Below are 22,358 nucleotides of genomic sequence, written 5' to 3'. Positions count from 1 at the left end.
ATGTCGAGGGACCGAAAAACAAAAAAGACGGGACTCGCAATGCGAACCCCGTCTGCAAAGAAATCTGGCGAGAAAGCCTGATTACTTGAGGGTGACAGCAGCGCCAGCAGCCTCAAGCTTCTCCTTGGCAGCCTCGGCGTCCTCCTTCTTGGCACCCTCGAGAACAGCCTTGGGAGCGCCCTCGACGACCTCCTTGGCCTCCTTCAGGCCAAGGTTGGTGAGCTCACGGACGGCCTTGATGACCTGGATCTTGTTGTCGCCGAAGCCCTCGAGCACGACGTCAAACTCGGTCTTCTCCTCGGCCTCAGCAGCGCCAGCAGCGGGAGCGGCGACAACAGCGGCAGGAGCAGCGGCGGAAACGCCGAAGGTGTCCTCGATAGCCTTGACGAGCTCGGAAGCCTCGAGAAGGGTCATTTCCTTAAGAGCATCGATGATCTCATCGGTGGTAAGCTTAGCCATTTCTAAGTCCTTTCGGTTTCCGTGTCTGTGCACGGAGATCAGTTAAAACACGGCGCGAATGCGCCAGGGGTGCGGCGTTGCCGCCGCGGGCGAAAACAGCGACTAGGCTGCCTTCTGCTCGGAGACCTGCTGAATCGAACGAGCGAGACCAGAGGAAACGCCGTTGACGCAGACAGCGATGTCGCGAGCGAAACCGGAGATGAGACCGGCGATCTGGCCAAGAAGCTGATCCTTGGTGGGCAGCTCGGCGATAGCCTTAACATCATCAGCGGAAACGGCCTTGCCGTCGGAGATACCGCCCTTGATCTCAAGGACGCCCTTGGACTTAGCGGAGAAGTCCTTAAGGGCCTTAGCGGCCTCGACCGGCTCGGTCTCGTAGAACACATAAGCGACGGGGCCGGCGAGAATCTCGTCGATCTCGGGCTGCTCCTGGTTCTTGAGGGCGATCTTGACCAGGTTGTTCTTGTAGACCTTCATCTCGGCGCCGCACTCGCGAAGCTGATGACGCAGCTCCTGAGCCTGCTTAACCGTCAGACCGTTGTAGTTGACAACGAACAGACCGGCGTTCTCGGCGATACGGGACTCGATCTCTGCAACCTTGTCGATTTTGTACTGCTGGGGCATGAATTACACCTCCTCGAATTCTTTCCGGGCACGGTCCGCCACAAGGACGTGACGGGGGCATGTCCAAAAAGAAAGCCCCCGCGCTGCATGAGCGACGGGGGCGAGAAGACATATCTACTCGACCACCTCGGCTGGCGGGAAGTCCCATTAAGCTCGCGGGTAAGACCCGTTTGCGCCGGCTGTCTCTGGCAGCGGATTCGTGCGTGAACCGAAAGTATTATGGCGGGGACCCCGGCGTCGGTCAACGGAAAACCGGGCTGCACACAATTCCACCATCTCGGTCGCGCCGCCGAAGGCCAGGCGCAAGGTTTTCGCTCGGTCAAGTCCTGGGCTCGCACGAAGGCCACATTAAGTGGCCTTCGGCTCGTGCGGAATCTACGAAAACCTTGCGCCTGGCCTTCGGCGGCGCGGCCTGCGTCAACTATGGGGCAGCCCGGTTTTCCGTTGGCCGGCGCGCCCCACTCATAATGCTTGGGTCGGTGGGCTGATGTGTTGCATCCCTGAGGGCTACAAGGTTGAAATGAAGGTGGACAGGCGGCGGAGACCTTCGTCCAGGTCTTTGTCGGAAACGCAGTAGCTGAGGCGGATGTGGCCTTCGGTTCCGAAGCAGTCTCCCGGGACTAGGGCTACGTTTGCTTCTTTGATGGCTTTGATGCAGAAGTCTTCGCTGGTTAGGCCGAACTTTTTGATGCTCGGGAAAGTATAGAAGGCTCCTGCGGGCTCTACTACGTCGAGGCCCATGGCGTTTAAGGCTTCGAGTACGCGCTCGCGGCGGGCTCGGTAGACTTTTAGCATGGGGGTTGGGTCGACGGTGAGGGCTCGGGCTGCGGCGTCCATTTCGAAGGAGACAGCACTCGATACTAAGTATTGGTGGGCCTTTGCGATCTCGGCGATGACGGGGGTTGCCGCTGCGAGCCAGCCCAGGCGCCAGCCGGTCATAGCCCAGGGCTTGGAGAAGCTCTCGATGACGACCGTCTGCTCACGAAGCTCCGGGTGGCGCTGGGCAAAGCGCTCGTAGCCGTCCACGTAGACCAGGCGGTTGTATACGTCGTCGCAGATCACGTAGATGCCCGTCTGCTCCGCCACGTGTGCCACGGCGTCGAGCGATGCTGCGTTGAGGATGCAGCCCGTGGGGTTGTTGGGCGAGCAGATGACGATGGCCTTGGTCGCCGGCGTCACGCAAGCACGAAGCGCATCCTCGTCAATCTGAAATTGCGCAGACTCCGTATCCAAAAAGACCGCTTTGGCGTGGTTGGCCACGACGATGCTCTCGTACAGGCCAAAGGCCGGCGTGGGGATAATGACCTCGTCGCCTGGGTTGAGCATAGCCATGAATGTTGCCGACAGCGCCTCGGTCGCACCGTCGGTCAGGATGACCTCGTCGGCCGAAAACGCCAGGCCCGCGTCCCCCATGTAGGCAGACAACGCCTCACGCAGGGCGGGGCGACCGTTGTTGGGCGGATAGTGCGTGTCGCCGCGGCCCAGCGCGGCGGTCACCTCGGCGCTAATCACATCGGGTGTAGGAAAATCGGGCTCGCCGAGCGCGAGCGCAATGCATCCTGAGTGCTGGGCGGCGAGCGCGTTGATCCGACGGATGCCGGAGGGCTTGAGCGTGGCAAGCGAGGTATTCATGGGCAGGCGCATGGCGTTCCTTTCGTAAGGGTTGCACTAGGATAGCGCGGCGAGGCGCTGCCAGACGGTGTAACCTAAACGGAAACGGACTGGAAAGGAGATGACATGGAGGCGATCGCACGCGGCGATAAGCCCAAAACGCTGCAGACCATTGCGTATATCAGTATTCCCGATAGCGCCGATCTTGAGTTTTTGCTCTGGGACCTGCAAGATGCCATCGCGGCCTATGCCCGGCTTTCCGGTACTTCGCTCCCCCGTCTGGTCGCTCTGGAGTCGGACGATGACGGCAGCGCTGCGGACGGTATTGTATTCGCTGTTGAGAATGCGCTCAATTACGAGGCGATGAGCGTCGTTGAGCAGGCGCTTGATTGCCTTGGGGGCACGGAAACGCGCGTCTATGTCGTTGTTCAAGCCGACTGCGGGAGTCCCGAGCGAGCGCACACGGTCGTTGGCCATCTGCGCGAAGCGTGCGAGCGTCGGGGGTTGTCGTGGTGCGGTGGCATTGTCGTCTGCACCGGCACCGGCATCGCAGCGCTTCGCCACTCCCCGCGCATGGGCCTCTTGCGCCGACCGTTTTCCGAAGCGATGGATAAGCTTGTGGGCGCCGTGCGCATGGGCTGTTCCATTGAGCATGCGCAGCTGCTTGGCGGTGGCAATGCCGGTAGCGTCGATGCCGACGGCATGGTGCGCGTCAAGCCCGCGCTGCCCGCACCGATCTGGCATGCCATCATGAAACGCCTCGGCACCCACACTCAATCAATAATCTAAATTAATGAGCTGCCCAGTCAACGGCTTCACTCCAACGCTCGACAAGCCGCTCCAAACGCCACGCCGCGTTGGCCGGACTCGTCGACGGCAGGACAATGGCAGGCAGCCCCATCCGATCTTGCAAGTAGCGTTTGTAGAGTCGCCCTGCCGTACCGCCGTTACAGACAACGACCTCGATCGGCGCGGCATCGGTAATGCGCTCGATATGTGCCGGCACAACGTTGCGAATGCTCGCGTCGCTCGAGCCCTTAATGTCGCAGCTCTCGATCACGTCCCACAGGGCCACGCCGCCGTTCAGCAGCATGGCCCGCTTGGCGGCAATGGAGGCATCGAGCGTCGCGGGCTCACCGCTTGCCAAAGGATCGCCCTCGTTGGGCGGCACAGGCACACCGAGGCACGCGGCCATCACGCGCCAAAAGCGATTCTGAGGGTTGCCGTAATAAAAGGCATTGGCGCGCGAAAGCACCGAGGGAAACGACCCGAGCACCAAAACGCGCGAGTGCTCGTCAAACACGGGCTCAAACCCATGCTCAATATGTTGATAGCCCTCGTCAGATACGGCCATGGGCTAGGCTCTCAACAGATAGCGCACCTCGTAGGGTGCAAGCTCAAGGGTACCCGTCAGCTCGACCGTGGGCGCATCGTCGGCAAGCAGGTCGACGAAGGACCCGTTGAGCTCGCCGGCGCCAAAGGTGTAAGGCTCACCCACGGCATTCACCGCCACGAGTACCGTCGCGCCGTCACAGGCGCGCTCGAACAGCAGCTGCTTGTTCTGGATCACCACGTTGCGATAGGCACCGTAGTTGAGAGCACGGGCAGCCGCGTCGTCGGCCGAGAGAAGGTGCGCAAGCTGCGTGATGAACGCCGTCAGCTCGTTGGGCGCAGGCTCATTGAGCGCAGGTCGCAGCGCCCAGTCGCCATCGGGGCCACCCTTTTCGCCGGCAATTCCCCACTCGCTGCCATAGTAGACGCACGGGATGCCCGGCATGCCAAAGAGCATGCCGTAGGCGGGACGCAGACACGACTTGTCGGTGAGGATACTTGCCAGGCGCGGCACATCGTGGTTGTCGACAAACGACAGCAGATGTTTGCCGCGGTAGATGCACCACGGATCGCCGCCAAACTGGCGGTGCAGCGAATGGGCGATCTCGAACATGTTGACCGAGTTAAAGCTGGAGTACAGGCCCTTGTAGCACTCGTAGTTGGTGCAGGAGTCGAGCATCTCGTCGTTGACGATTTGGTTGTAGTCGCCGTGGAGCGTCTCGCCGATCAGCACAAAGTCGGGCTTGAGCTCACGGGTAAAGGCGTGCAGGCGGCGCATAAAGTCGCGGTCGAGCATATAGGCAACGTCCAGGCGCAGGCCGTCGACGCCAAAGACCTCGGCCCAGCGGCGCACGGACTCGAGCAGGTAATCGACCACAGCGGGATTTTGCAGGTTGAGCTTCACAAGCTCGAAATGGCCCTCCCAGCCCTCGTACCAAAAGCCGTCGCCGTAGCAGGAGTCGCCGTCAAAGCTAATGTGGAACCAGTCCTTGTACGGTGAGTCCCACTTGCGCTCCTGCACATCGCGGAAGGCCCAAAAACCGCGGCCGACGTGGTTGAAGACGGCATCGAGCACCACGCGGATGCCATGGGCATGCAGCGTGTCGCATACGGCGGCAAAGTCGGTATCCCCACCCAGGCGGCGGTCGATATGACGCAGGCTGCGTGTATCGTAGCCGTGGCTATCGGACTCGAGCGGCGGGTTGATCAGCACAGCGCCAACGCCGAGTTCCTGCAGGTAGTCGGCCCACTTGGCGATTTTCATAATGGGAGCATCGGGGTTAGGAGCAACGTTGACGGCCTGGGCAAGCTCGTCCTCGGCAACGGGTGCGGCGTTTTCGCGCGGAGCTCCACAGAAGCCCAGCGGATAGATCTGATAGAACGTCGTCTCGTATGCCCACATAGCAACCTCCCGGTAAGCTCAACACAACGACATCCATTGTATGCCCAGCTTGTATCCTCTCCCCCAAAATAAGTTGCGGTGGAATAGTTCCTGTCTGGGCCTTCAGAAGCCTTAAACAGGAACTATTCCACCGCAACTGATGAGGGGACGTGATTAGGCGACGGGCTTGGCGCGGCGGATGGCCGGAAACAGCACGGTGATGGCGAGGATGACGCCCACGACGGCAATCGCCCCGCCCGCGAAGCCGATCCAAGCGATACCGGGACCCGAAACCACGGCGCCGCCGATTGCGGTGCCCGTGCCAATACCGAGGTTAAACAGGCCCGAGAAGATCGACATGGCGACGGCCGACGAATCTGCCGGCGTGTGCTTGATGAGCTCGGCCTGGAACGCCACATTGAAGGCCGTGGCGCAGCAGCCCCACAGTGCGCAGACGGCAAGCACTGTCACGAGCGACGATGCGGCCGGCCCCATGAGCAGCAGGGCCACCGGCACGCCGGAGAGCGTGATAGCAAGGAACGGAAAACGGTGCCCGTCGAACAGGCGGCTGAACAGCCAGCTGCCCACCAAGCCGGAACAGCCAAACGCCGTCAGCGTCATGGTGATGGCGCCCGCATCGACGTGCGCGACCTGCGCCAGGAAGGGCTCGATATAGCTGTAGCTTGCGTAATAGCCGGTCGCCATGAAGACCGTGACTGCGTAGAGCGCGATGAGGAGCGGGTTCTTGAGCAGCTCGGGCAGCTGTTTGACGGTAAAGCGCTCACCCGCCGGCATGGCCGGGAACACCGCTGCCTGGTAGACGACCGCGATGGCTGAGAGGCCCCCGACCACGGCAAACGTCATGCGCCAGCCCACGGCCAAGCCAATGGCGCGACCGAGAGGCAGGCCAAAGATCTGCGCGATGGACGAGCCCGTGGCGATCATGCTGATGGCGAGCGCGCCGTGGCGAGTGTCGACCAGGCGCGAGGCCATAATCGAGGCGACTGACCAGAACACGGCATGTGCGCAAGCGACCACCAGACGCGCGCAGACCAGGATGGGATAGGTCGGCGCCACAGCGGACAGGAACTGACCGAGCGAGAACACGGCCAGCACGCCCAGCAGCATCCGCTTGAACTCAAAGCGCGAGGCGAACACCATGAGCGGCAGCGACAGCAGCATGACGCCCCAGGCATAGACCGAGATCATGATGCCCGCCTGGGCCTCGGTGAGCGAGAACGACGCGGCGATATCAGTCAAAGGTGGCGCGCGCAGACGTGGTGTAAGAGTGTCCTGAGGTCCGTCGCTGCAAGCCCCGATGTTACTCCTTCTTGAGGCCGCGCTTCTCGACTATCTCGTCCACTATCTCCCTGGCGCGCCGCCCGAGCGCGCGGCGCCTCCCCTCTGTCGGGGCCGGCCTGTCCGCGGTCTCGGCGAAGCCCTCGGCGGCCGAGGCCTCGGAGAACACGCGCTGCTGGGACCACTGCCCCTCGGTCTCCATGAGGCTCGCGCACGTCAGGCGCAGCATCGACTCCCTCGAGGGGAAGGACTGCACGACCCTGTAGCGGCGCTTGATCTCGCGGTTGGCGCGCTCCTGGACGTTGTTGGTGCGGAGCTTGGCCCAGTGCGCCCTGGGGAAGGCCGTGAACGCCAGCGCGGAGTCCTCGGCCTGCTCGAAGACCTCGCCGGCCCTGGCGGACACCGACGCCACCCAGGGCGCCGCCTCGGCCCACACGCAGCGCGCGAGGTCGGGGTCGTCCTGGTAGACCGCGGCGTGCACGAGGTCCCTGACGGCCGCCTTGGAGTCCTCGGGCCTGCCCGAGCAGGCGCTCTGGAGGTTGCGCTGCAGGTGCGTCACGCAGCGCTGCCAGGCGCAGCCCTGGAACAGGCGCGAGACGGCGGCCACGAGCCCGGCGTGGCTGTCGGAGACCACGAGGCGGACGCCGGCCAGCCCGCGCTCGCGCAGCCCGCCGAGGAATGCCGCCCAGGAGTCCTCGCTCTCGGTGTCGACCACGTCGCAGCCCAGGAAGTGCTTGCGCCCGTCGGCGCCCAGCCCGATCGCGGTCACGACGCCCTGCGAGACGACCGACGAGCCGACCCTGCAGCTCATGTAGGTGGCGTCGAGCCACAGGTAGCAGCACGGCGTGCCCGAAAGGTCGCGGCGGCGGAACTCCGCCACCTCGGCGTCGAGGTCGGAGCAGAGGCTCGAGACCTCCGAGCTCGACAGCGAGGATATGCCCAGCTTGGACGCCACGCGCTCGACCTTGCGGGTGGACACGCCGCACACGTACATCTCCTGCACGATGGCGGCCACCGAGGTGTCGACGCGCGACCATCGCGCGAGCATGCCCTCGGGGTAGTAGGTGCCGTGCCTGAGCTTGGGTATCTCGAGCTCCACGTCGCCCACGGCGGTCTTGAGCGACCTGGGGCGGTAGCCGTTGCGGCTGTTCTCCCTGCCGTCGCTGCGCTCGTTGCGGCTCGCGCCGCACATCTGCTGGGCCTCGGAGTCCATCAGTGCGTTCATCACGCCGCCCAGCACCCTGCACGCGAACTCGCGCGCGTCGCCGCACTCCTGCCAAAGCCTCGCCGCCTCGAGGGCCTCGTCGCGACCGAGGCGCAGTACACTCTCTTCTTGGGGCATCGCCTTTCCTTCCATTCGTCACCTTCATTACTCCAACGACGAATTCTAGGCGGTGTCCCCTCCCTTTCAAGAAAGGGCGGAGGCGGGGCATGCCCCGCCTCTTACACCACATCTCTGTGCGCTACCCAGTCAAAAGGCCGATGGGCATAAACTCCGACGTGTTGAACACGAACGCACAGCAGGTGAGCCCGACGAGTGGGAGCCACTGCTTGAGCGTGATGCCGTCTTGCCTTGTCTGAGTCATATATAACGTCTCCAATCGTTTTGAACGGAGGCGATTATATAGCAACGGCCCCGCATCCGTCAGTACAGATGCGGGGCCGAAAACAATTCGATACACAGAGGTTGCGCCGTCAATTCATAACTAAGCCAACCCCAGCAATATGCCCGCCGAATGCACGACAAACGCCACGATCCAGGCAACGGCGACCTGAAACGCGAATACGGCCACGGCATAGCGCGCGCCCAACTCGCTCTTGACGGCGCCGATTGCCGCCACACAAGGCGGGTACAGCAACGTAAAGACCAAGAACACGTAGGCGGTAAACGGCGAAAACATGGTCGACAGCGCCGCGGGCGACGTTGCGCCCAAAAGCACCGTGAGAGTCGAGATGACGCTCTCCTTGGCAATGAGCCCCGTGACGAGCGCCGTCGAGGCGCGCCAGTCGCCAAAGCCGAGCGGGGCCAACACCGGCGCGATGATGCTACCCAGACCGGCAAGCAGGCTTTGCGACTGGTCGGCGACCACGTTAAAGCGGATGTCGAACGTCTGAAGGAACCAGATGACCACGGTCGCGGCAAAGATAATGGTAAAGGCCTTGGTGATGAAGTCCTTGGCCTTATCCCATGCCAGCATCACCGTCGTCTTGACGCTCGGCAGGCGGTAATTGGGGAGCTCCATGATAAACGGCACCGGGTCGCCCTTAAATGCCGTGCGGTTGAGCACCAAAGCCGCGACGCAGCCGACCACGATACCGATCAGATAGAGCGAGACCATGGCGGGAACCGTCGCCTGCGGGAAAAACGCCCCGCACAGCAAGCCGTAAACCGGCAGCTTGGCTGAGCAGCTCATAAACGGCGTGAGCATGACCGTCATCTTGCGGTCGTGCTCGGATGGGAGCGTACGGGTCGACATGATAGCTGGCACGGTGCAGCCAAAGCCGACGAGCATGGGCACGAAACTGCGGCCCGACAGACCAAAGCGACGCAACACCTTATCCATGACAAAGGCCACGCGCGCCATGTATCCGGAGTCTTCCAGAATGGAGAGGAACAAAAAGAGCACGACGATAATCGGCAGGAAGGTCAGCACACTGCCCACGCCCGTAAGCACGCCGTCGACAGCCAGCGAGCGCACCACGTCGTTGGTACCGAACGCCTTGAGGCCCGCATCGGCCGAGGCGATGATGGCAGCGATACCGTCCTCCATGAGTCCCTGCAACGCCGCGCCGATCACGCCAAACGTCAGCCAAAAGACGAGGCCCATGATCAACAGAAACGCCGGAATGGCCGTATAGCGACCCGTCAGAATGCGGTCGATTTTGACAGAGCGCACGTGTTCGCGACTTTCGTGCGGCTTGACGACGCAGCGCCCGCACACATCGCCGATAAAGCTAAAGCGCATGTCCGCCAGCGCAGACAGGCGGTCAGTGCCGGCCTCGCCCTCCATCTGGGTGATGATGTGCTCGATAGCGTCGAGCTCGTTGCGATCCAGGTGAAGCGCCTCGGTTACCAGCTCATCGCCCTCGACCAGCTTGGTCGCCGCAAAGCGCACCGGGATGTGCGCCGTCACGGCATGGTCCTCGATCAGGTTAGCAATGCCGTGAATGCAGCGATGCAGTGCACCGCCGTCCGGACCGTCGGGCGCGCAAAAGTCCAGGCGACCGGGGCGCTCGCGGAACCGTGCCACGTGCAGGGCGTGGTCCACCAGCTCGCCGATGCCCTCGTTGCGGGCAGCGCTAATGGGGACAACGGGCACGCCCAACAGGCTCTCGAGCAAGTTGACGTCTACGGCGCCGCCGTTGGCGGTCACCTCGTCCATCATGTTGAGCGCGATGACCATAGGACGGTCAAGCTCCATGAGCTGCAGTGTCAGGTACAGGTTGCGCTCGATGTTGGTGGCGTCAATGATGTCGATGATGGCGTCCGGACGCTCGTCGAGGATGAACTGACGGCTCACGACTTCCTCGCCTGTGTACGGCGACAGGGAGTAAATGCCGGGCAGGTCGGTAACGCTCGCCTCGGGATGGTTACGGATGGTGCCATCTTTGCGGTCGACCGTCACGCCGGGAAAGTTACCGACGTGCTGGTTGGAGCCCGTCAGCTGGTTGAATAACGTGGTCTTGCCGCAGTTTTGGTTGCCGGCGAGGGCAAAGTGCAGCGGCGCGCCCTCTGGCACGGCCGTCTTTGCCGCACGGGGCGAATACGTCCCCTCGCCCAGGGCCGGATGCTCCGTCGTGCCGATTGCGGCGTTAGCGCGCGGACCCGTATCGGTGTCGTGAATACCCACGAGCTCGATGCGAGCGGCATCGTCCTTACGCAGTGTCAACTCGTAGCCACGCAGGCGGATCTCGAGCGGGTCACCCATGGGGGCGTACTTCATCATGGTGACTTCGGTGCCCGGCGTTAGGCCCATGTCCAAAATATGCTGTCGGAGTGCCTGGTCGTCCGATGTCACCGATGCGACGACGGCGTCCTTTCCAATCTCGAGTGTATCGAGCCTCACGTCCGTGTTCCTCCCCCGGCGCCCACAGGGCGTTGCATTTTGTTTATCTTGGCTAACCGTTTGCCATGGCTAACCATTTAACCACGCATGATAGCGCGAACATACGACGATGTTCAATCAACAGATTGTTGCAAGGACCGTCCCCAAGTGCCGCATCTGGGCCATAGCAACGCCGATGTCTTGGAACCGACAGCGAAAGCCCGCCAGAGCGAGCAAGGTGCCTTGAAGCGAGGTGGCATTGACCTTCTGGTCATGCCACCGAAGCTGAAAGGCAGATTGCCGCTCTGGCGGGCTTGCAGCGTCAAATGGTTACGGCGTTTGGTAAAACGCCGTAACTAAAACCCGTGGCGCTCCAGGAAGCGGAAGGCTAGGCGGATCCAGGGACGGACTGCCGCCTGCTTGTCCTCGTTGTCGACCGCGGTGTTGGCGTTGCCGAGCGAAAGGCCGTGACCACCCTGGTCGAAGACGTGCATCTCGCATGCAACGCCCTCCTCGGCCATGCGCTGCGCAAACGGGTAGACCTGCGCGATCGGCGCCGTCTTGTCGTCGGACACGCCCCACACAAAGGTCGGTGGCATCTGACGCGAAACATGCGTGGTGGGGCAGATGTCGGCCAGATGCTCGTCAGTTGCCTCGCCGCCCGTCACCATCGACAGGTAGTCGTTGAGCAAATCGCGCCCCGTCTTGCCGCCCGTCTTGGGCACACGCAAGTCAATGCGCGGATCGCGCGTCTGCATGTCACGCACATAGGCAAAGTCGAGCAATGGATAGCCCAGCACCACGGCATCGGGACGAATGTCGTCCGGACGCGCCCCGGCAAGTGCCGCGAAGGGGCCGGTCTTCCACTGTGTTGCCAGCGAGGCGCAAATCATGCCGCCAGCAGAAAAGCCCACGACGCACACGCGCTTAGGATCGACATGCCACTCGTCGGCGTTGGCGCGCACCGTGGCGACCATCTTGGCAAGATCTGCCTGGGGGTGCGGAAAGCTCACGTCACCCGTAGAACTCGTGACATAGTTGAGCACAAAGGCCTGGTAGCCGCGATCCAAAAATGCAAACGCCACCGGGTCCTGCTCGTGCGGAGCGATATGCGTAAACCCGCCTCCGCCGCAGATGATCACCGCGGGGCGGCGGCCATTCGGTTTATCGGGCAGCGGCTCGGCACCCAAATACGTAAACGTCGCCGGATAATCCTCGGTCGGCTCCTCGCCCCACAGCGCATGGTTCTCGACAATCATATGTGCTCCCTTCGCGCAAATTATGCGCCCTTGTTTTTCGCCTTCAAGCGTACCCCACTTGAACCCGTGGCGCAGAAACACTCCGGCAATAAGTTTCCCTTCAACTGATATATCACATAATCCCAGTTCAGAGGTATCGTTGAGCAGCGTAGAATAGGGGCGTTGACCAAGCCGCGAAACACATGTGAAACGTTTCCGGCAAACCAAACGCGCGATATGCGCCTATTTAAGTTGGAGGCAACTATGGGTCTGCTCGATTCGCTTAAGTCCACCTTCACCTCGACCGGCGAGGCGTCCGTTCCGCCCGCAGCAAGCTTCGCTACCCGCGAAGGCGTCATCTATGCCCCCGTCAACGGCGTGCTCGTCAACCTGAACGAGGTTCCCGACGAGACGATCGCCTCGGGCATGCTTGGCCAGGGCTATGGCATCGAGCCCATTACCGGCACCATCTATGCGCCCGCCAACGGCCGCATCGGTGCCACCACTGTCACCAACCACTCCATCGGCATGATTACCGAGGACGGCCTGCGCGTGTTCATCCATGTTGGCCTGGGCACCGTGGAAATGAACGGCAAGGGTTTTGCCCGCTTTGTCGAGATGGGCGATGTGGTCAAGGCAGGCCAGCCGCTCATCAGCTTCGACCGCGAGGCCATTAAGGCCGCTGGTCACGAGGACATCGTGACCGTCATCGTCTCCGAGCTCGATCGTCTTAAGAGCATCGACCATGTCGGCGAGTCTGGAACGCTTATCGGCGGCAACCCGCTCGTCAAGCTTGGCGACCCGCTGCTGGTTGCCAAGACCAAGTAGCCAGGCCCCGCGCCACACAGCCAAAAGGCACCTCGTCAAGCGCCCACGACCATTAGGCCGCGGGCGCTTTTCGTTTGAAAAACCATCCCGCCAATGCCTTATCTGTATAGCCCAAATGAGCCGAGCTGCTAGAATATCGAACTGTATGGATAACTATCATTCAACCGTTATGGGAGGATACGTGAACCGCACCAAAATCGCGCAGCTCTATGCCGATGCCGAGTCGCTCGGCGGCCAGACCGTCACCGTCGCCGGCTGGGTCAAGTCCGTCCGCGACATGAAGAACTTTGGCTTTGTTACGCTCAACGACGGCAGCTGCTTCCGCGACCTGCAGGTCGTCATGAACCGCGAGGCACTCGACAACTACGACGAGATCGCCCATCAAAACGTCTCGGCCGCACTCATTTGCACCGGCACCGTCAAGCTGACCCCCGATGCGCCCCAGCCTTTCGAGCTTTCTGCCACCTCCATCGAGGTCGAGGGCGTCAGCGCCCCGGATTACCCGCTGCAGAAGAAGCGCGCAACCGTCGAGTTCCTGCGCACCCAGCAGCACCTGCGTCCGCGCACCAACCTGTTCCGCGCCGTGTTCCGCATCCGCTCTGTCGCGGCTGCCGCCATCCACCGCTTCTTCCAGGAGCAGGGCTTTGTCTACGTCAACACCCCCATCATCACCACGAGTGACTGCGAGGGCGCCGGCGAGATGTTCCGCGTGACCACGCTCGACCCCAAAAATCCGCCCCTCACCGAGTCCGGCGAGGTCGACTGGAGCCAGGACTTCTTTGGCAAGCATGCAAGCCTCACCGTGTCCGGCCAGCTCAATGCCGAGAACTTTGCCATGGCCTTTGGCGACGTGTACACCTTTGGCCCCACCTTCCGTGCCGAGAACTCCAACACCACGCGCCACGCCGCCGAGTTTTGGATGATCGAGCCCGAGATGGCCTTTGCCGACCTTAACGACTACATGGATAACGCCGAGGCCATGCTCAAGTACGTCCTTAAGGACGTTATGGCAACCTGCCCCGACGAGCTCAATATGCTCAACAAGTTTGTGGACAAGGGTCTGCTCGAGCGCCTGGACCATGTCGCCAACTCCGACTTTGCCCGCGTTACCTACACCGAGGCCGTCGAGATCCTGGAGCAGGCAGTCGCTGCTGGCCACCAGTTTGATTACCCCGTCAGCTGGGGCATCGACCTGCAGACCGAGCACGAGCGCTTCCTGACCGAGGAGCACTTTAAGCGCCCGACCTTCGTGACCGACTACCCGGCCGAGATCAAGGCGTTCTACATGCGCATGAACGAGGACGGCAAGACCGTCGCCGCCGCCGACTGCCTGGTTCCCGGTATCGGCGAGATTATCGGCGGCTCCCAGCGCGAGGAGCGCCTGGATCTGCTCGAGGCCCGCATCAAGGACCTGGGTATGAATCCCGAGCAGTACAAGTACTACCTTGACCTGCGCCGCTACGGTTCCTGCAAGCACGCCGGCTACGGTCTGGGCTTCGAGCGCTTGGTCATGTATCTGACCGGCGTGGGCAACATCCGCGACGTCCTGCCGCACCCGCGCACCGTGGGCAACGCCGACTTCTAATCGTCGGACACTAGCTCGCGTCGCCACACGCCAACGCTCATCGTACAAGCGTCTCTCGACATCGGTCGAGAGACGCTTTTTTCAACAGCATCCGTCAAGCTTTTGGCAAGGTTTTGGTCAGTTGAGCAGGGCTGTTGAAAACTCGACCCGCCGTTTGCCGACGACTACCGACCGCCCAGAGCGCCCTGCGCCCCTGAGAAAGCCCCGCGTCCTAGGCTCCATACCGTCGCCACCCAAAACGGAAAGGACGTGGGCACGATGACCGAAGCCGCTGTTGAAACCTACGACACCACGACTAGAGGCGCCGCCTCGATGGCAGCCTATCGCGCCGTTCGCATCCTGCAACTATTAAGCGAAAACACCGGCGAGGACAAGGCCATGCTTTCCGATGAGTTGATCCGGCGCCTCGCCCATCCCGACGACCCCGCCCGCATGCCCATCTCGGCGGCGCGGCGCAGCATCTACACCGCCATCTCCGCGCTTCGCCATGCCGGATACGAAATTGAGTACAAACGCGGCGTGGGCTACAAACTTCTTACCCGCCCGCTCACCGATGAAGAGATCATCCGGCTCCACGGTATGGTCATGCGCAACCGCTCCACGCCTATCGCTATCCGCAAGAGCATGGCGCAGCATTTAGTTGCCATGGCGAGTGCCGACGTTCGCGGCTACCTCGATACACCCGAACCCGCTCCAAGCGCAGGCAGCAAGGCTACCAAGGCAACGCGCGCGCCCATCAAGCGCATCGACACGTGCGAGCTCGTCGAGCAGGCCATCGACCACGGAACCACGGTGAGTTTTGATATTTCGAGCGTCACGACACGCGGCGAAACCGAAGCAGCACGGATGACACTCCGTCCCTTTGCCATCAGGCAGCGCGATGGCATCTCGTATCTGCTGGGAACGGTCTACGACGCCCGAGGCACCGACGATACGCTGCGCACCGTCGAGATCGCCCGCATGAGAAACGTCAGCACGCGCCTGCTCGACGGCAAGAAGCTCTTCGCCGCCCTCGACGAGGAGGACGACGCCTCCTCCGCCGCATAAGACCCTCCGCCGCCCATTCGACTACCCGTACCGCCCATCCGATTCTGTATTAAAAAACCCGCCAGGCTGTTGTAAAAATGGACATCAGCGCTACTATAGTTCCACTTGCACTTTGTCCCAGTGCAGTGTTTCCAGCCATTTTTATACTGGGGGTAATGATATGAAGGACATCACCATCAGCCGCAGGAGCCTTCTGGTCTCCGCCGGCCTGCTCGCGCTCGCCCCGCTCGCCGGATGCGGCGGCAACTCTGGTTCCGGCTCTGCTGCCGTCGGTTCCGACTACACCATCGGCGTTCTGCAGCTCACCGAGCACTCCGCACTCGATGCCGCCAACGACGGCTTTGTCAAGGCCATCAAGGAGAGCGGCCTTAAGGTCAAGATCGACCAGAAGAACGCCCAGAACGACCAGTCCACGTGTAAGTCCATTGCCGACAAGTTTGTGGGCGACAACGTCAACCTGATTTATGCCATCGCCACGCCCGCCGCGCAGGCTGCCGCCGGCGCCACGGCCGATATCCCCATCGTGGGCTGCGCCATCACCGACTACGCCGCCTCCGGTCTGGTCCAGGACAACGACAAGCCCGGCACCAACGTCACGGGCGCTTCCGACCTCACCCCGGTCGCCGAGCAGCTCGAGATGATGCAGAAGGTCCTGCCCGACGTTAAAAAGGTCGGCCTGCTCTACTGCACCGCCGAGTCCAACTCCGACGTCCAGATCAAGGCCGCCAAGAAGGAGCTCGACAAGCTGGGCCTCGAGTACACTGACTTCACCGTCTCGAGCTCCAACGAGATTCAGTCCGTCGTCGAGTCTGCCGTGGGCAAGGTCGACGCGCTGTACTCCCCCACCGACAACACCATCGCCGCGGGTGCCTCGCAGGTCGGCCAGATCTGCAAGGAAAACAAGCTTCCCTTCGTGACCGGCGAGGAGGGCATGTGCATGGCCGGCGGCCTGTTCACCCTCTCCATCAACTATGAGGACCTGGGCTACGCCGCGGGCGAGATGGCCGTTAAGATCCTGAAGGGCGAGGCCAAGCCCGAGGATATGCCGATCAAGCACCTCTCGAGCAAGGACCTGGTCGTCGTCAAGAACGACGAAATGGCCGAGGCCCTGGGCATCGACCTTTCCGCCCTGGACGCGTAATGCCATACGCGGCATGCGTCTAGAGCCCGTGCTCGCGCTTTAGCCGCGTTATTCAATATCTGAGCCACAGGGGCGAACGCCAAAGACCGGCGTTCGCCCTGCTTGTTTCGGATGAGTCAAAACATCCGGCCGCAGCTCTTTTATGCATTGTTACCGCTATCATGGTGACTCACGTGTCCACCCTATCCTAGGAGGTATGAAGCATGCTCATTGCATTGCAGGGCGCCGTTTCGCAGGGCGTCCTCTGGGGCATTATGGTGCTTGGCGTGTTTATCACGTTCCGCCTGCTCGACATTCCCGATATGACCTGCGACGGCAGCTTTGCCCTCGGCGGCTGCGTCTGCGCTGTGCTCATCGTCAATAACAACGTCGACCCGCTGTTCGCCGTGCTGGCCGGTATGTGCGCCGGCGCCATCGCGGGCGCCGTCACGGGCATTCTGACCACCGTCTTTGAGATTCCCGCGATCCTCGCCGGAATCCTCACCCAGATCAGCCTGTGGTCCATCAACCTGCGCATCATGGGCAAGTCCAATACGCCCATTCTTGCCAAGGGCACCGTGTTCTCCGCCGTCAGCAATATGACCGGTCTGCCGCAGTCCACCGTTGCCATCATCTTGGGCATCCTGCTCGCCGTGGCTATCGTTGCCATCCTGTATTGGTTCTTTGGCACCGAGATCGGCTCGGCGCTGCGAGCCACCGGCAACAACGAGTACATGATCCGCGCTCTGGGCGTCAACACCAACTCCACCAAGATGATCGCCCTCGTGCTCTCCAACGCCCTCATCGGCCTTTCGGGCGCTCTCATCTGCCAGAGCCAAAAGTATGCCGACATTGGTATGGGCACCGGTGCCATCGTTATCGGTCTTGCCGCCATTGTTATCGGCGAGGTGCTCGGCCGTCTGCTGCCCGGCGGCCTCACGCAGTTTAGCGTCCGTCTTGCCTCCGCCGTCTTTGGCTCCGTGGTGTACTTCCTTATCCGCGCCATCGTGCTGCAGTTGGGCATGGACGCCAACGACATGAAGCTGCTCTCCGCCGCAATTGTCGCTGTGGCCCTGTGCGTGCCCGTGGTTTGGGAGCGCTATAAGCTCCGCAGCTCCTACACGAAGGGAGATGAGGCAGATGCTTAAGCTCTCGCATGTCAAGAAGACCTTTAACAAGGGCACCGTCACCGAGAAGCGCGCGCTCACCAGCGTCGACCTTACCCTGAATGACGGCGACTTTGTAACCGTGATCGGCGGCAACGGCGCCGGCAAGTCCACGCTGCTCAACATGATCGCCGGCGTGTACCCGCTCGATTCGGGCGTTATTGAGCTCGACGGCACCGACATCTCGCGCCTGAGCGAGTCGCAGCGCGCCAAGTACCTGGGCCGCGTGTTTCAGGACCCCATGCGCGGTACCGCTGCCGACATGCAGATCGCCGAGAACCTGGCCCTCGCCAAGCGTCGCGGCCAGCGTCGCGGCCTTTCGTGGGGCGTCACCAAGGCCGAGAAAGATGAGTACGTTGAGCTGCTCAAGCGCCTGGACCTTGGTCTGGACACGCGTCTCAACGCCAAGGTCGGCCTGCTTTCGGGCGGCCAGCGCCAGGCACTCACCCTGCTGATGGCCACGCTCACCAGGCCGCGCCTGCTGCTGCTCGACGAGCACACTGCGGCCCTCGACCCCAAGACGGCATCGAAGGTGCTCAATCTGACCGAAGAGATCGTCGACGAGCACCACCTGACCACGCTCATGGTCACGCATAACATGAATGACGCCATCCGTCTGGGCAATCGCCTGATCATGATGCACGAGGGCCACGTAATCTACGACGTGGCGGGCGATGAGAAGAAGTCGCTCACCGTCGCCGACCTGCTGCAGAAGTTCGAGGAGGTCTCGGGCGGCGAGCTCGCCAACGACCGCATGCTGCTGAGCTAAACCTACCAAAAAGGGACAGGTTTATTTTGGCAGGTTTTACCTGCGCAAACGTCAAAACCGCCGCAAAGGGACAGACGCCCTTGCGGCGGTTTTCGCATATTATGTCGATAATCCAGCGCCAGCAGGGACCCTTGATTAAGAACTAAGGAAACTGCCATGAGAAGACCTCTTCCCCGTCTTGCTTGACCGCCGCACTCCTTGCCGGCGTGCTCGCCGGCGCCCCAGCTTACGCCACCGCGGCCACCCCATCTCAAGTTATCGGCCCGTTCGATGTGATCGGACGGGCTTCTGGTGGGTATCATGGTTGGACGATCATAAGGAGGTTTTCCCTACATGGAATTGTTTGAGCCGATTCTTCATTTCTTTGAGCAACGGTGGGTCCACAACATCATCTGGGCCGTCATCTTGGCGATAGGCACCGCCGTCGCCGCCAAGGTCGTATCCAAGACCCTGAACCATCTGCTTAACCGAGACGATAACCCGCTTCCGGCATCGAGTATCTTCATCAACATCGCGCGCGCCGTCATCTGGATGATTGGCGGCAGCTTTATCCTCGACAACTGCTTTGGCATTAACGCAAACGCGCTCGTCGCCGCTCTTGGCGTCGGCGGCATCGCCATCTCGCTCGGCTTTCAGGACACGCTGTCAAACCTTATCGGCGGCATGCAGGTGACCTTTATGGGCATCATCAAACCCGGCGACAATATCGAGGTCGGCGGCGTATCCGGCGTGGTCCAAGACATCACTTGGCGCCACACGACCATCGAAGATGCCTGCGGGCAGACCATCATCGTCCCCAACTCCAACATTTCCAAGAACACACTCGTGCATTTGATGCCCTTTGGACGCGTGGCCGTCCCCGTCGCGGTGAAAGACCCCTCCAAATGGGCGTCTCTCGATGCGCTAGCAGACGAGCTCGTCAGCGCCACCAAAACGGCCGTTTCGCCCATCTCGGGCTTTGACAAGGAGCCCTACGTGCTCTTTAGCGAAATCGGCGACTTTGGTATCAAGGGCAAGATCATCTTTATCGTCAGCGACGACAGCACCACTTTTACGGCAGCCGACGCCTGCATCCGCACCATCGCCCCCATCATCGCCTAAACCACCGCAAAGGGGACAGGCATCTTTGTAGCGGTTTTCATTCGTGGTACCATGGTTCATATCGTTGTTTAAACGACTAAGGGAGTAGACACCATGGAAGAGGCCTATCGTCAAGCACGCAAGCGCGGCGAGCAGGGACGCCGTCGCGCCATCAGCCAAAGCGAGCATCCATACCTTACGGACCTCGATAGCTTGGTTGCTCAGCTCCCCTTAGGTCAGCGAGTGAGCGTCGGCCTGCGGGATATTCCGCTCGAAATGGTCGTCGGCACGGTCACCAAAGGCCGTCAGTCCGCCTTTTCATGCAACTTTATGCCCCTGCTGCCGTTTAACACCGAGTTCGCCCGCAAGTGGTCCAACCTCTACGACATCCAGGTAACCGAAGGCTATCGCGACCCCATCATCGTCACCGAGTTCATGCATCGGTTCTATGTCCAGGAAGGCAACAAACGCGTCAGTGTCCTCAAATTCCTAGACGCCCCGACGGTTTCGGCCAAAGTCACCCGTCTCTACCCCGGCACATGGGATTCCGTCGAAAGCCGCCTGTACGGTGAATTCTGCGCGTTTTGGCGCGTCTGCCCCCTATACGAGATCGAGTTCTCGCGTGAGGGAAGCTACGAGACGCTCGCCAAGATGCTCGGTCAGAACCTTATCGAAAAATGGCCGCAGAAAAAGGTCGACTACCTGCGCCACACCTTCCTGCTCTTTAAGCGCGCCTACCTTCGCGCAGGCGGCGACCACCTGGACATTACGCCCGCCGACGCCATGCTCGTCTACCTCAATGTGTACAACCAGGACCGCCTGTTGGATACGCCGACGGATATCGTCGTAAACCGCCTGTGCAAGATTTGGCGCGAGCTGGTCATTGCCGGCAAAAATGATGAGGACAAGGTCGATCTTGTCGAAGCGCCGAGCGTCGATGAGGAGGAGTCGCCCGCCAAGTCCACCTCCGGCGTGCTCAACTTCTTTATGGGCAAGACTGTCTATTCGGCGGCCAACCCCCTGCGTATCGCCTTTATCCATGAGTTCCCCTGTGCGGCGTCGAGCTGGGACAGCCTGCACGACCAAGGACGTCAGTATCTCGATGAGCACTTTGACGGTATCGTGCGCACCGAGGCGTTCGAGGACTGTCACGATCCGGACGTGTTCTACGCCGCCGTGGAAACGGCTGTCAAACATGGAGACAACGTCATCTTCTCGACCTCGCACCGCCTGATGGAATACACGCTCAGAGCTGCCGTTGAGTATCCCCAGGTTCGGTTCCTTAACTGCTCTATCGGCCTTCCCCACCAAAGCGTCCGTTCGTACTTTGGCAAGATGTACGAGGCCAAGTTCCTCCTGGGCGCCCTTGCCGCCAGCATGGCGGACAACCATCGCATCGGCTACCACGCGTCGGTCTTCGCATCCGGCGCGCTCAGCGAGATCAATGCCTTTGCCATCGGCGCCTCGCTGCTCGACCCCCGCGCGCAAATTATCCTCACCTGGGGCGATGTGCCCGCCGGCGGTCTTGCCGAGGCCATGTGCCGCGAAGGCGTGAGCGTCATGACCGGCGCTGACATGTCAAAGTCGCTCGAAGACCCTACGGCCTACGGACTCCACCGCCTGGTCGATGGCAAGGTTTCCGGCATCGCCATGCCGGTATGGAACTGGGGCCGTTACTACGAGCTCATCGTTCGCAGCCTTCTGCACGGCACGTGGGACGAGACCAGCGATGACAACCAAGTGCGCGCCGTCAACTACTGGTATGGCATGAGCTCCGGCGTTATCGACATCCGTTACGCTCCGGGCCTACCCTACCAGACGCGCAAACTCGTGCAGTTGCTCCGCAACGGCATTGTCGAGGGATCCATCAACCCCTTTGGCGGCGAGCTCCACAGCCAGAACGGCGTGGTACAGATCGAAGGCTTCCCTCCGCTGCCGAGCACGCAGATTGTCGAGATGAATTGGCTGGCGGACAACGTGGTAGGCACCATTCCGCAGCTCGACGATGAGCCGAAAGTCCCTGTCCTATGAAAATCCTTGCCATAGCCGATACCGAAGAACGATGCCTTTGGGAGTGCTTTCGCAAGGAACGCTTTGAGGGCGTCGACCTGATTTTGTCCGCCGGCGATCTGGACCCGGACTATCTTGAGTTTTTGGTTACGGTCATCAACAAACCGCTCATCTACGTGCGTGGCAATCACGATGACCGCTACGCACGTCATGCACCGGGCGGATGTATCTGCGTAGAAGACAGCGTGTACACGTACCGAGGGATTCGCATTGCGGGCCTTGGCGGGTCCATGCGTTATCGCGACGGCGCCAACATGTACACCGAACGCGAGATGTCCAAGCGCATGCGTAAGCTGTCGCGTAAGGTTAGGATGGTCGGCGGGTGCGACATTCTGCTTACCCATGCGCCCGCCGCCGGTATGGGTGATTTGGACGATCTACCGCATCGAGGGTTTGAGTGCTTTAACACGGCGCTTGAGTCCTGGGGGGCCGACTACATGGTGCATGGGCATGTACACCAAAGCTATGGTCGCGACTTTCAGCGCGAGCGGCAGCATATGTGTGGAACGACGATCATCAACGCCTGCGGCTATACGCAGTTTGAGCTCGACCAGACGCGCTACCCCATCCGTGGCTGGCAGGCAGCCTGGCTCAACTCGCAAACCATGCGCCGTGAGCTCAAGCGCCGCGATGCCATCGAGCCCTCAACAGCCAGAACACCCTGGTAACCACCATAAAGGGGACACTGTCCCCTTTATGGTGC

Annotated in this window: 20 protein-coding genes; 10 read left to right on the top strand and 10 right to left on the bottom strand. The window is 61.4% G+C overall.

The window, feature by feature from the left end; translation table 11 throughout:
* Positions 1–81 precede the first annotated feature (81 nt).
* The 3 genes from rplL to ACKUTP_RS04400 form a co-directional block, all read right to left on the bottom strand.
* Positions 82–459, bottom strand: a complete 378-nt coding sequence (gene rplL, locus ACKUTP_RS04410; protein WP_006235005.1) for a 50S ribosomal protein L7/L12 — start codon at positions 457–459, stop codon at positions 82–84.
* Between the two features lie 102 nt (positions 460–561).
* Positions 562–1,083, bottom strand: a complete 522-nt coding sequence (gene rplJ / locus ACKUTP_RS04405; protein ID WP_055250258.1) for a 50S ribosomal protein L10 — start codon at positions 1,081–1,083, stop codon at positions 562–564.
* A 507-nt stretch (positions 1,084–1,590) separates the two neighbouring features.
* Complete coding sequence (locus ACKUTP_RS04400) at positions 1,591–2,727, bottom strand: pyridoxal phosphate-dependent aminotransferase (protein WP_409063634.1); 1,137 nt, start codon at positions 2,725–2,727, stop codon at positions 1,591–1,593.
* 93 nt (positions 2,728–2,820) lie between these two features.
* Here ACKUTP_RS04400 and ACKUTP_RS04395 point away from each other — a divergent pair, with 93 nt between their 5' ends.
* Complete coding sequence (locus ACKUTP_RS04395) at positions 2,821–3,483, top strand: hypothetical protein (protein WP_161115134.1); 663 nt, start codon at positions 2,821–2,823, stop codon at positions 3,481–3,483.
* A gap of 1 nt (position 3,484) precedes the next feature.
* Here ACKUTP_RS04395 and ACKUTP_RS04390 read toward each other — a convergent pair whose 3' ends face one another.
* From ACKUTP_RS04390 to ACKUTP_RS04360, 7 genes are all read right to left on the bottom strand, one after another.
* Positions 3,485–4,048, bottom strand: coding sequence for a uracil-DNA glycosylase family protein (locus ACKUTP_RS04390; RefSeq protein WP_409063633.1), 564 nt, complete (start codon positions 4,046–4,048; stop codon positions 3,485–3,487).
* Positions 4,049–4,051: 3 nt separating this feature from the next.
* On the bottom strand, positions 4,052–5,428 hold the full coding sequence (locus ACKUTP_RS04385; protein ID WP_409063632.1) for an alpha-amylase family glycosyl hydrolase: 1,377 nt from the start codon (positions 5,426–5,428) through the stop codon (positions 4,052–4,054).
* Positions 5,429–5,581: 153 nt separating this feature from the next.
* Complete coding sequence (locus tag ACKUTP_RS04380) at positions 5,582–6,667, bottom strand: MFS transporter (RefSeq protein ID WP_409063631.1); 1,086 nt, start codon at positions 6,665–6,667, stop codon at positions 5,582–5,584.
* 61 nt (positions 6,668–6,728) lie between these two features.
* Entirely contained in the window at positions 6,729–8,063 is a 1,335-nt protein-coding gene (locus ACKUTP_RS04375; RefSeq protein ID WP_409063237.1) for an IS256 family transposase, read from the bottom strand.
* 106 nt (positions 8,064–8,169) lie between these two features.
* Positions 8,170–8,292 (bottom strand): hypothetical protein, encoded by a 123-nt coding sequence (locus ACKUTP_RS04370; protein ID WP_409063630.1) that lies wholly within the window; start codon positions 8,290–8,292, stop codon positions 8,170–8,172.
* Positions 8,293–8,412: 120 nt separating this feature from the next.
* On the bottom strand, positions 8,413–10,773 hold the full coding sequence (feoB, locus tag ACKUTP_RS04365; protein WP_409063629.1) for a ferrous iron transport protein B: 2,361 nt from the start codon (positions 10,771–10,773) through the stop codon (positions 8,413–8,415).
* A gap of 335 nt (positions 10,774–11,108) precedes the next feature.
* Complete coding sequence (locus ACKUTP_RS04360; RefSeq protein WP_161144885.1) at positions 11,109–12,011, bottom strand: alpha/beta hydrolase; 903 nt, start codon at positions 12,009–12,011, stop codon at positions 11,109–11,111.
* A 243-nt stretch (positions 12,012–12,254) separates the two neighbouring features.
* Here ACKUTP_RS04360 and ACKUTP_RS04355 point away from each other — a divergent pair, with 243 nt between their 5' ends.
* From ACKUTP_RS04355 to ACKUTP_RS04315, 9 genes are all read left to right on the top strand, one after another.
* On the top strand, positions 12,255–12,818 hold the full coding sequence (locus tag ACKUTP_RS04355) for a PTS glucose transporter subunit IIA (protein WP_040359007.1): 564 nt from the start codon (positions 12,255–12,257) through the stop codon (positions 12,816–12,818).
* A 181-nt stretch (positions 12,819–12,999) separates the two neighbouring features.
* Positions 13,000–14,403: an asparagine--tRNA ligase gene (asnS, locus tag ACKUTP_RS04350; protein ID WP_368042030.1), complete on the top strand. Its 1,404-nt coding sequence runs from the start codon at positions 13,000–13,002 to the stop codon at positions 14,401–14,403.
* A 258-nt stretch (positions 14,404–14,661) separates the two neighbouring features.
* Positions 14,662–15,450, top strand: a complete 789-nt coding sequence (locus ACKUTP_RS04345; protein ID WP_368159740.1) for a hypothetical protein — start codon at positions 14,662–14,664, stop codon at positions 15,448–15,450.
* A gap of 160 nt (positions 15,451–15,610) precedes the next feature.
* Entirely contained in the window at positions 15,611–16,591 is a 981-nt protein-coding gene (locus tag ACKUTP_RS04340; RefSeq protein WP_368159742.1) for an ABC transporter substrate-binding protein, read from the top strand.
* Between the two features lie 203 nt (positions 16,592–16,794).
* Positions 16,795–17,718 (top strand): ABC transporter permease, encoded by a 924-nt coding sequence (locus ACKUTP_RS04335; protein ID WP_409063628.1) that lies wholly within the window; start codon positions 16,795–16,797, stop codon positions 17,716–17,718.
* Positions 17,711–18,505: an ABC transporter ATP-binding protein gene (locus tag ACKUTP_RS04330; RefSeq protein ID WP_409063627.1), complete on the top strand. Its 795-nt coding sequence runs from the start codon at positions 17,711–17,713 to the stop codon at positions 18,503–18,505. The genes ACKUTP_RS04335 and ACKUTP_RS04330 overlap by 8 nt, the downstream gene beginning before the upstream one ends.
* A gap of 333 nt (positions 18,506–18,838) precedes the next feature.
* Entirely contained in the window at positions 18,839–19,606 is a 768-nt protein-coding gene (locus ACKUTP_RS04325) for a mechanosensitive ion channel family protein (RefSeq protein WP_409063626.1), read from the top strand.
* A gap of 93 nt (positions 19,607–19,699) precedes the next feature.
* Entirely contained in the window at positions 19,700–21,616 is a 1,917-nt protein-coding gene (locus ACKUTP_RS04320) for a BMP family ABC transporter substrate-binding protein (RefSeq protein ID WP_409063625.1), read from the top strand.
* A complete protein-coding gene (locus tag ACKUTP_RS04315) occupies positions 21,613–22,323 on the top strand; it encodes a metallophosphoesterase (RefSeq protein WP_409063624.1) in 711 nt (236 codons plus the stop codon). The genes ACKUTP_RS04320 and ACKUTP_RS04315 overlap by 4 nt, the downstream gene beginning before the upstream one ends.
* Positions 22,324–22,358 lie beyond the last annotated feature (35 nt).

The sequence above is a fragment of the Collinsella sp. wc0529 genome (assembly GCF_046116875.1).
GTDB lineage: Bacteria > Actinomycetota > Coriobacteriia > Coriobacteriales > Coriobacteriaceae > Collinsella.
The sequence above is the reverse complement of the archived record's forward strand: the minus strand, read 5'-3'. Positions and strand labels throughout refer to the sequence as shown.

Coding starts and splice junctions, on each gene's coding strand:
- ACKUTP_RS04345 (WP_368159740.1), top strand. CDS start 14,662: ATGACCGAAGCCGCTGTTGAAACCTACGACACCACGACTAGAGGCGCC.
- ACKUTP_RS04325 (WP_409063626.1), top strand. CDS start 18,839: ATGGAATTGTTTGAGCCGATTCTTCATTTCTTTGAGCAACGGTGGGTC.
- ACKUTP_RS04315 (WP_409063624.1), top strand. CDS start 21,613: ATGAAAATCCTTGCCATAGCCGATACCGAAGAACGATGCCTTTGGGAG.
- ACKUTP_RS04355 (WP_040359007.1), top strand. CDS start 12,255: ATGGGTCTGCTCGATTCGCTTAAGTCCACCTTCACCTCGACCGGCGAG.
- ACKUTP_RS04370 (WP_409063630.1), bottom strand. CDS start 8,292: ATGACTCAGACAAGGCAAGACGGCATCACGCTCAAGCAGTGGCTCCCA.
- ACKUTP_RS04360 (WP_161144885.1), bottom strand. CDS start 12,011: ATGATTGTCGAGAACCATGCGCTGTGGGGCGAGGAGCCGACCGAGGAT.
- ACKUTP_RS04385 (WP_409063632.1), bottom strand. CDS start 5,428: ATGTGGGCATACGAGACGACGTTCTATCAGATCTATCCGCTGGGCTTC.
- ACKUTP_RS04375 (WP_409063237.1), bottom strand. CDS start 8,063: ATGGAAGGAAAGGCGATGCCCCAAGAAGAGAGTGTACTGCGCCTCGGT.
- rplJ (WP_055250258.1), bottom strand. CDS start 1,083: ATGCCCCAGCAGTACAAAATCGACAAGGTTGCAGAGATCGAGTCCCGT.
- ACKUTP_RS04320 (WP_409063625.1), top strand. CDS start 19,700: ATGGAAGAGGCCTATCGTCAAGCACGCAAGCGCGGCGAGCAGGGACGC.
- ACKUTP_RS04340 (WP_368159742.1), top strand. CDS start 15,611: ATGAAGGACATCACCATCAGCCGCAGGAGCCTTCTGGTCTCCGCCGGC.
- ACKUTP_RS04335 (WP_409063628.1), top strand. CDS start 16,795: ATGCTCATTGCATTGCAGGGCGCCGTTTCGCAGGGCGTCCTCTGGGGC.
- rplL (WP_006235005.1), bottom strand. CDS start 459: ATGGCTAAGCTTACCACCGATGAGATCATCGATGCTCTTAAGGAAATG.
- ACKUTP_RS04395 (WP_161115134.1), top strand. CDS start 2,821: ATGGAGGCGATCGCACGCGGCGATAAGCCCAAAACGCTGCAGACCATT.
- ACKUTP_RS04390 (WP_409063633.1), bottom strand. CDS start 4,048: ATGGCCGTATCTGACGAGGGCTATCAACATATTGAGCATGGGTTTGAG.
- ACKUTP_RS04330 (WP_409063627.1), top strand. CDS start 17,711: ATGCTTAAGCTCTCGCATGTCAAGAAGACCTTTAACAAGGGCACCGTC.
- ACKUTP_RS04400 (WP_409063634.1), bottom strand. CDS start 2,727: ATGCGCCTGCCCATGAATACCTCGCTTGCCACGCTCAAGCCCTCCGGC.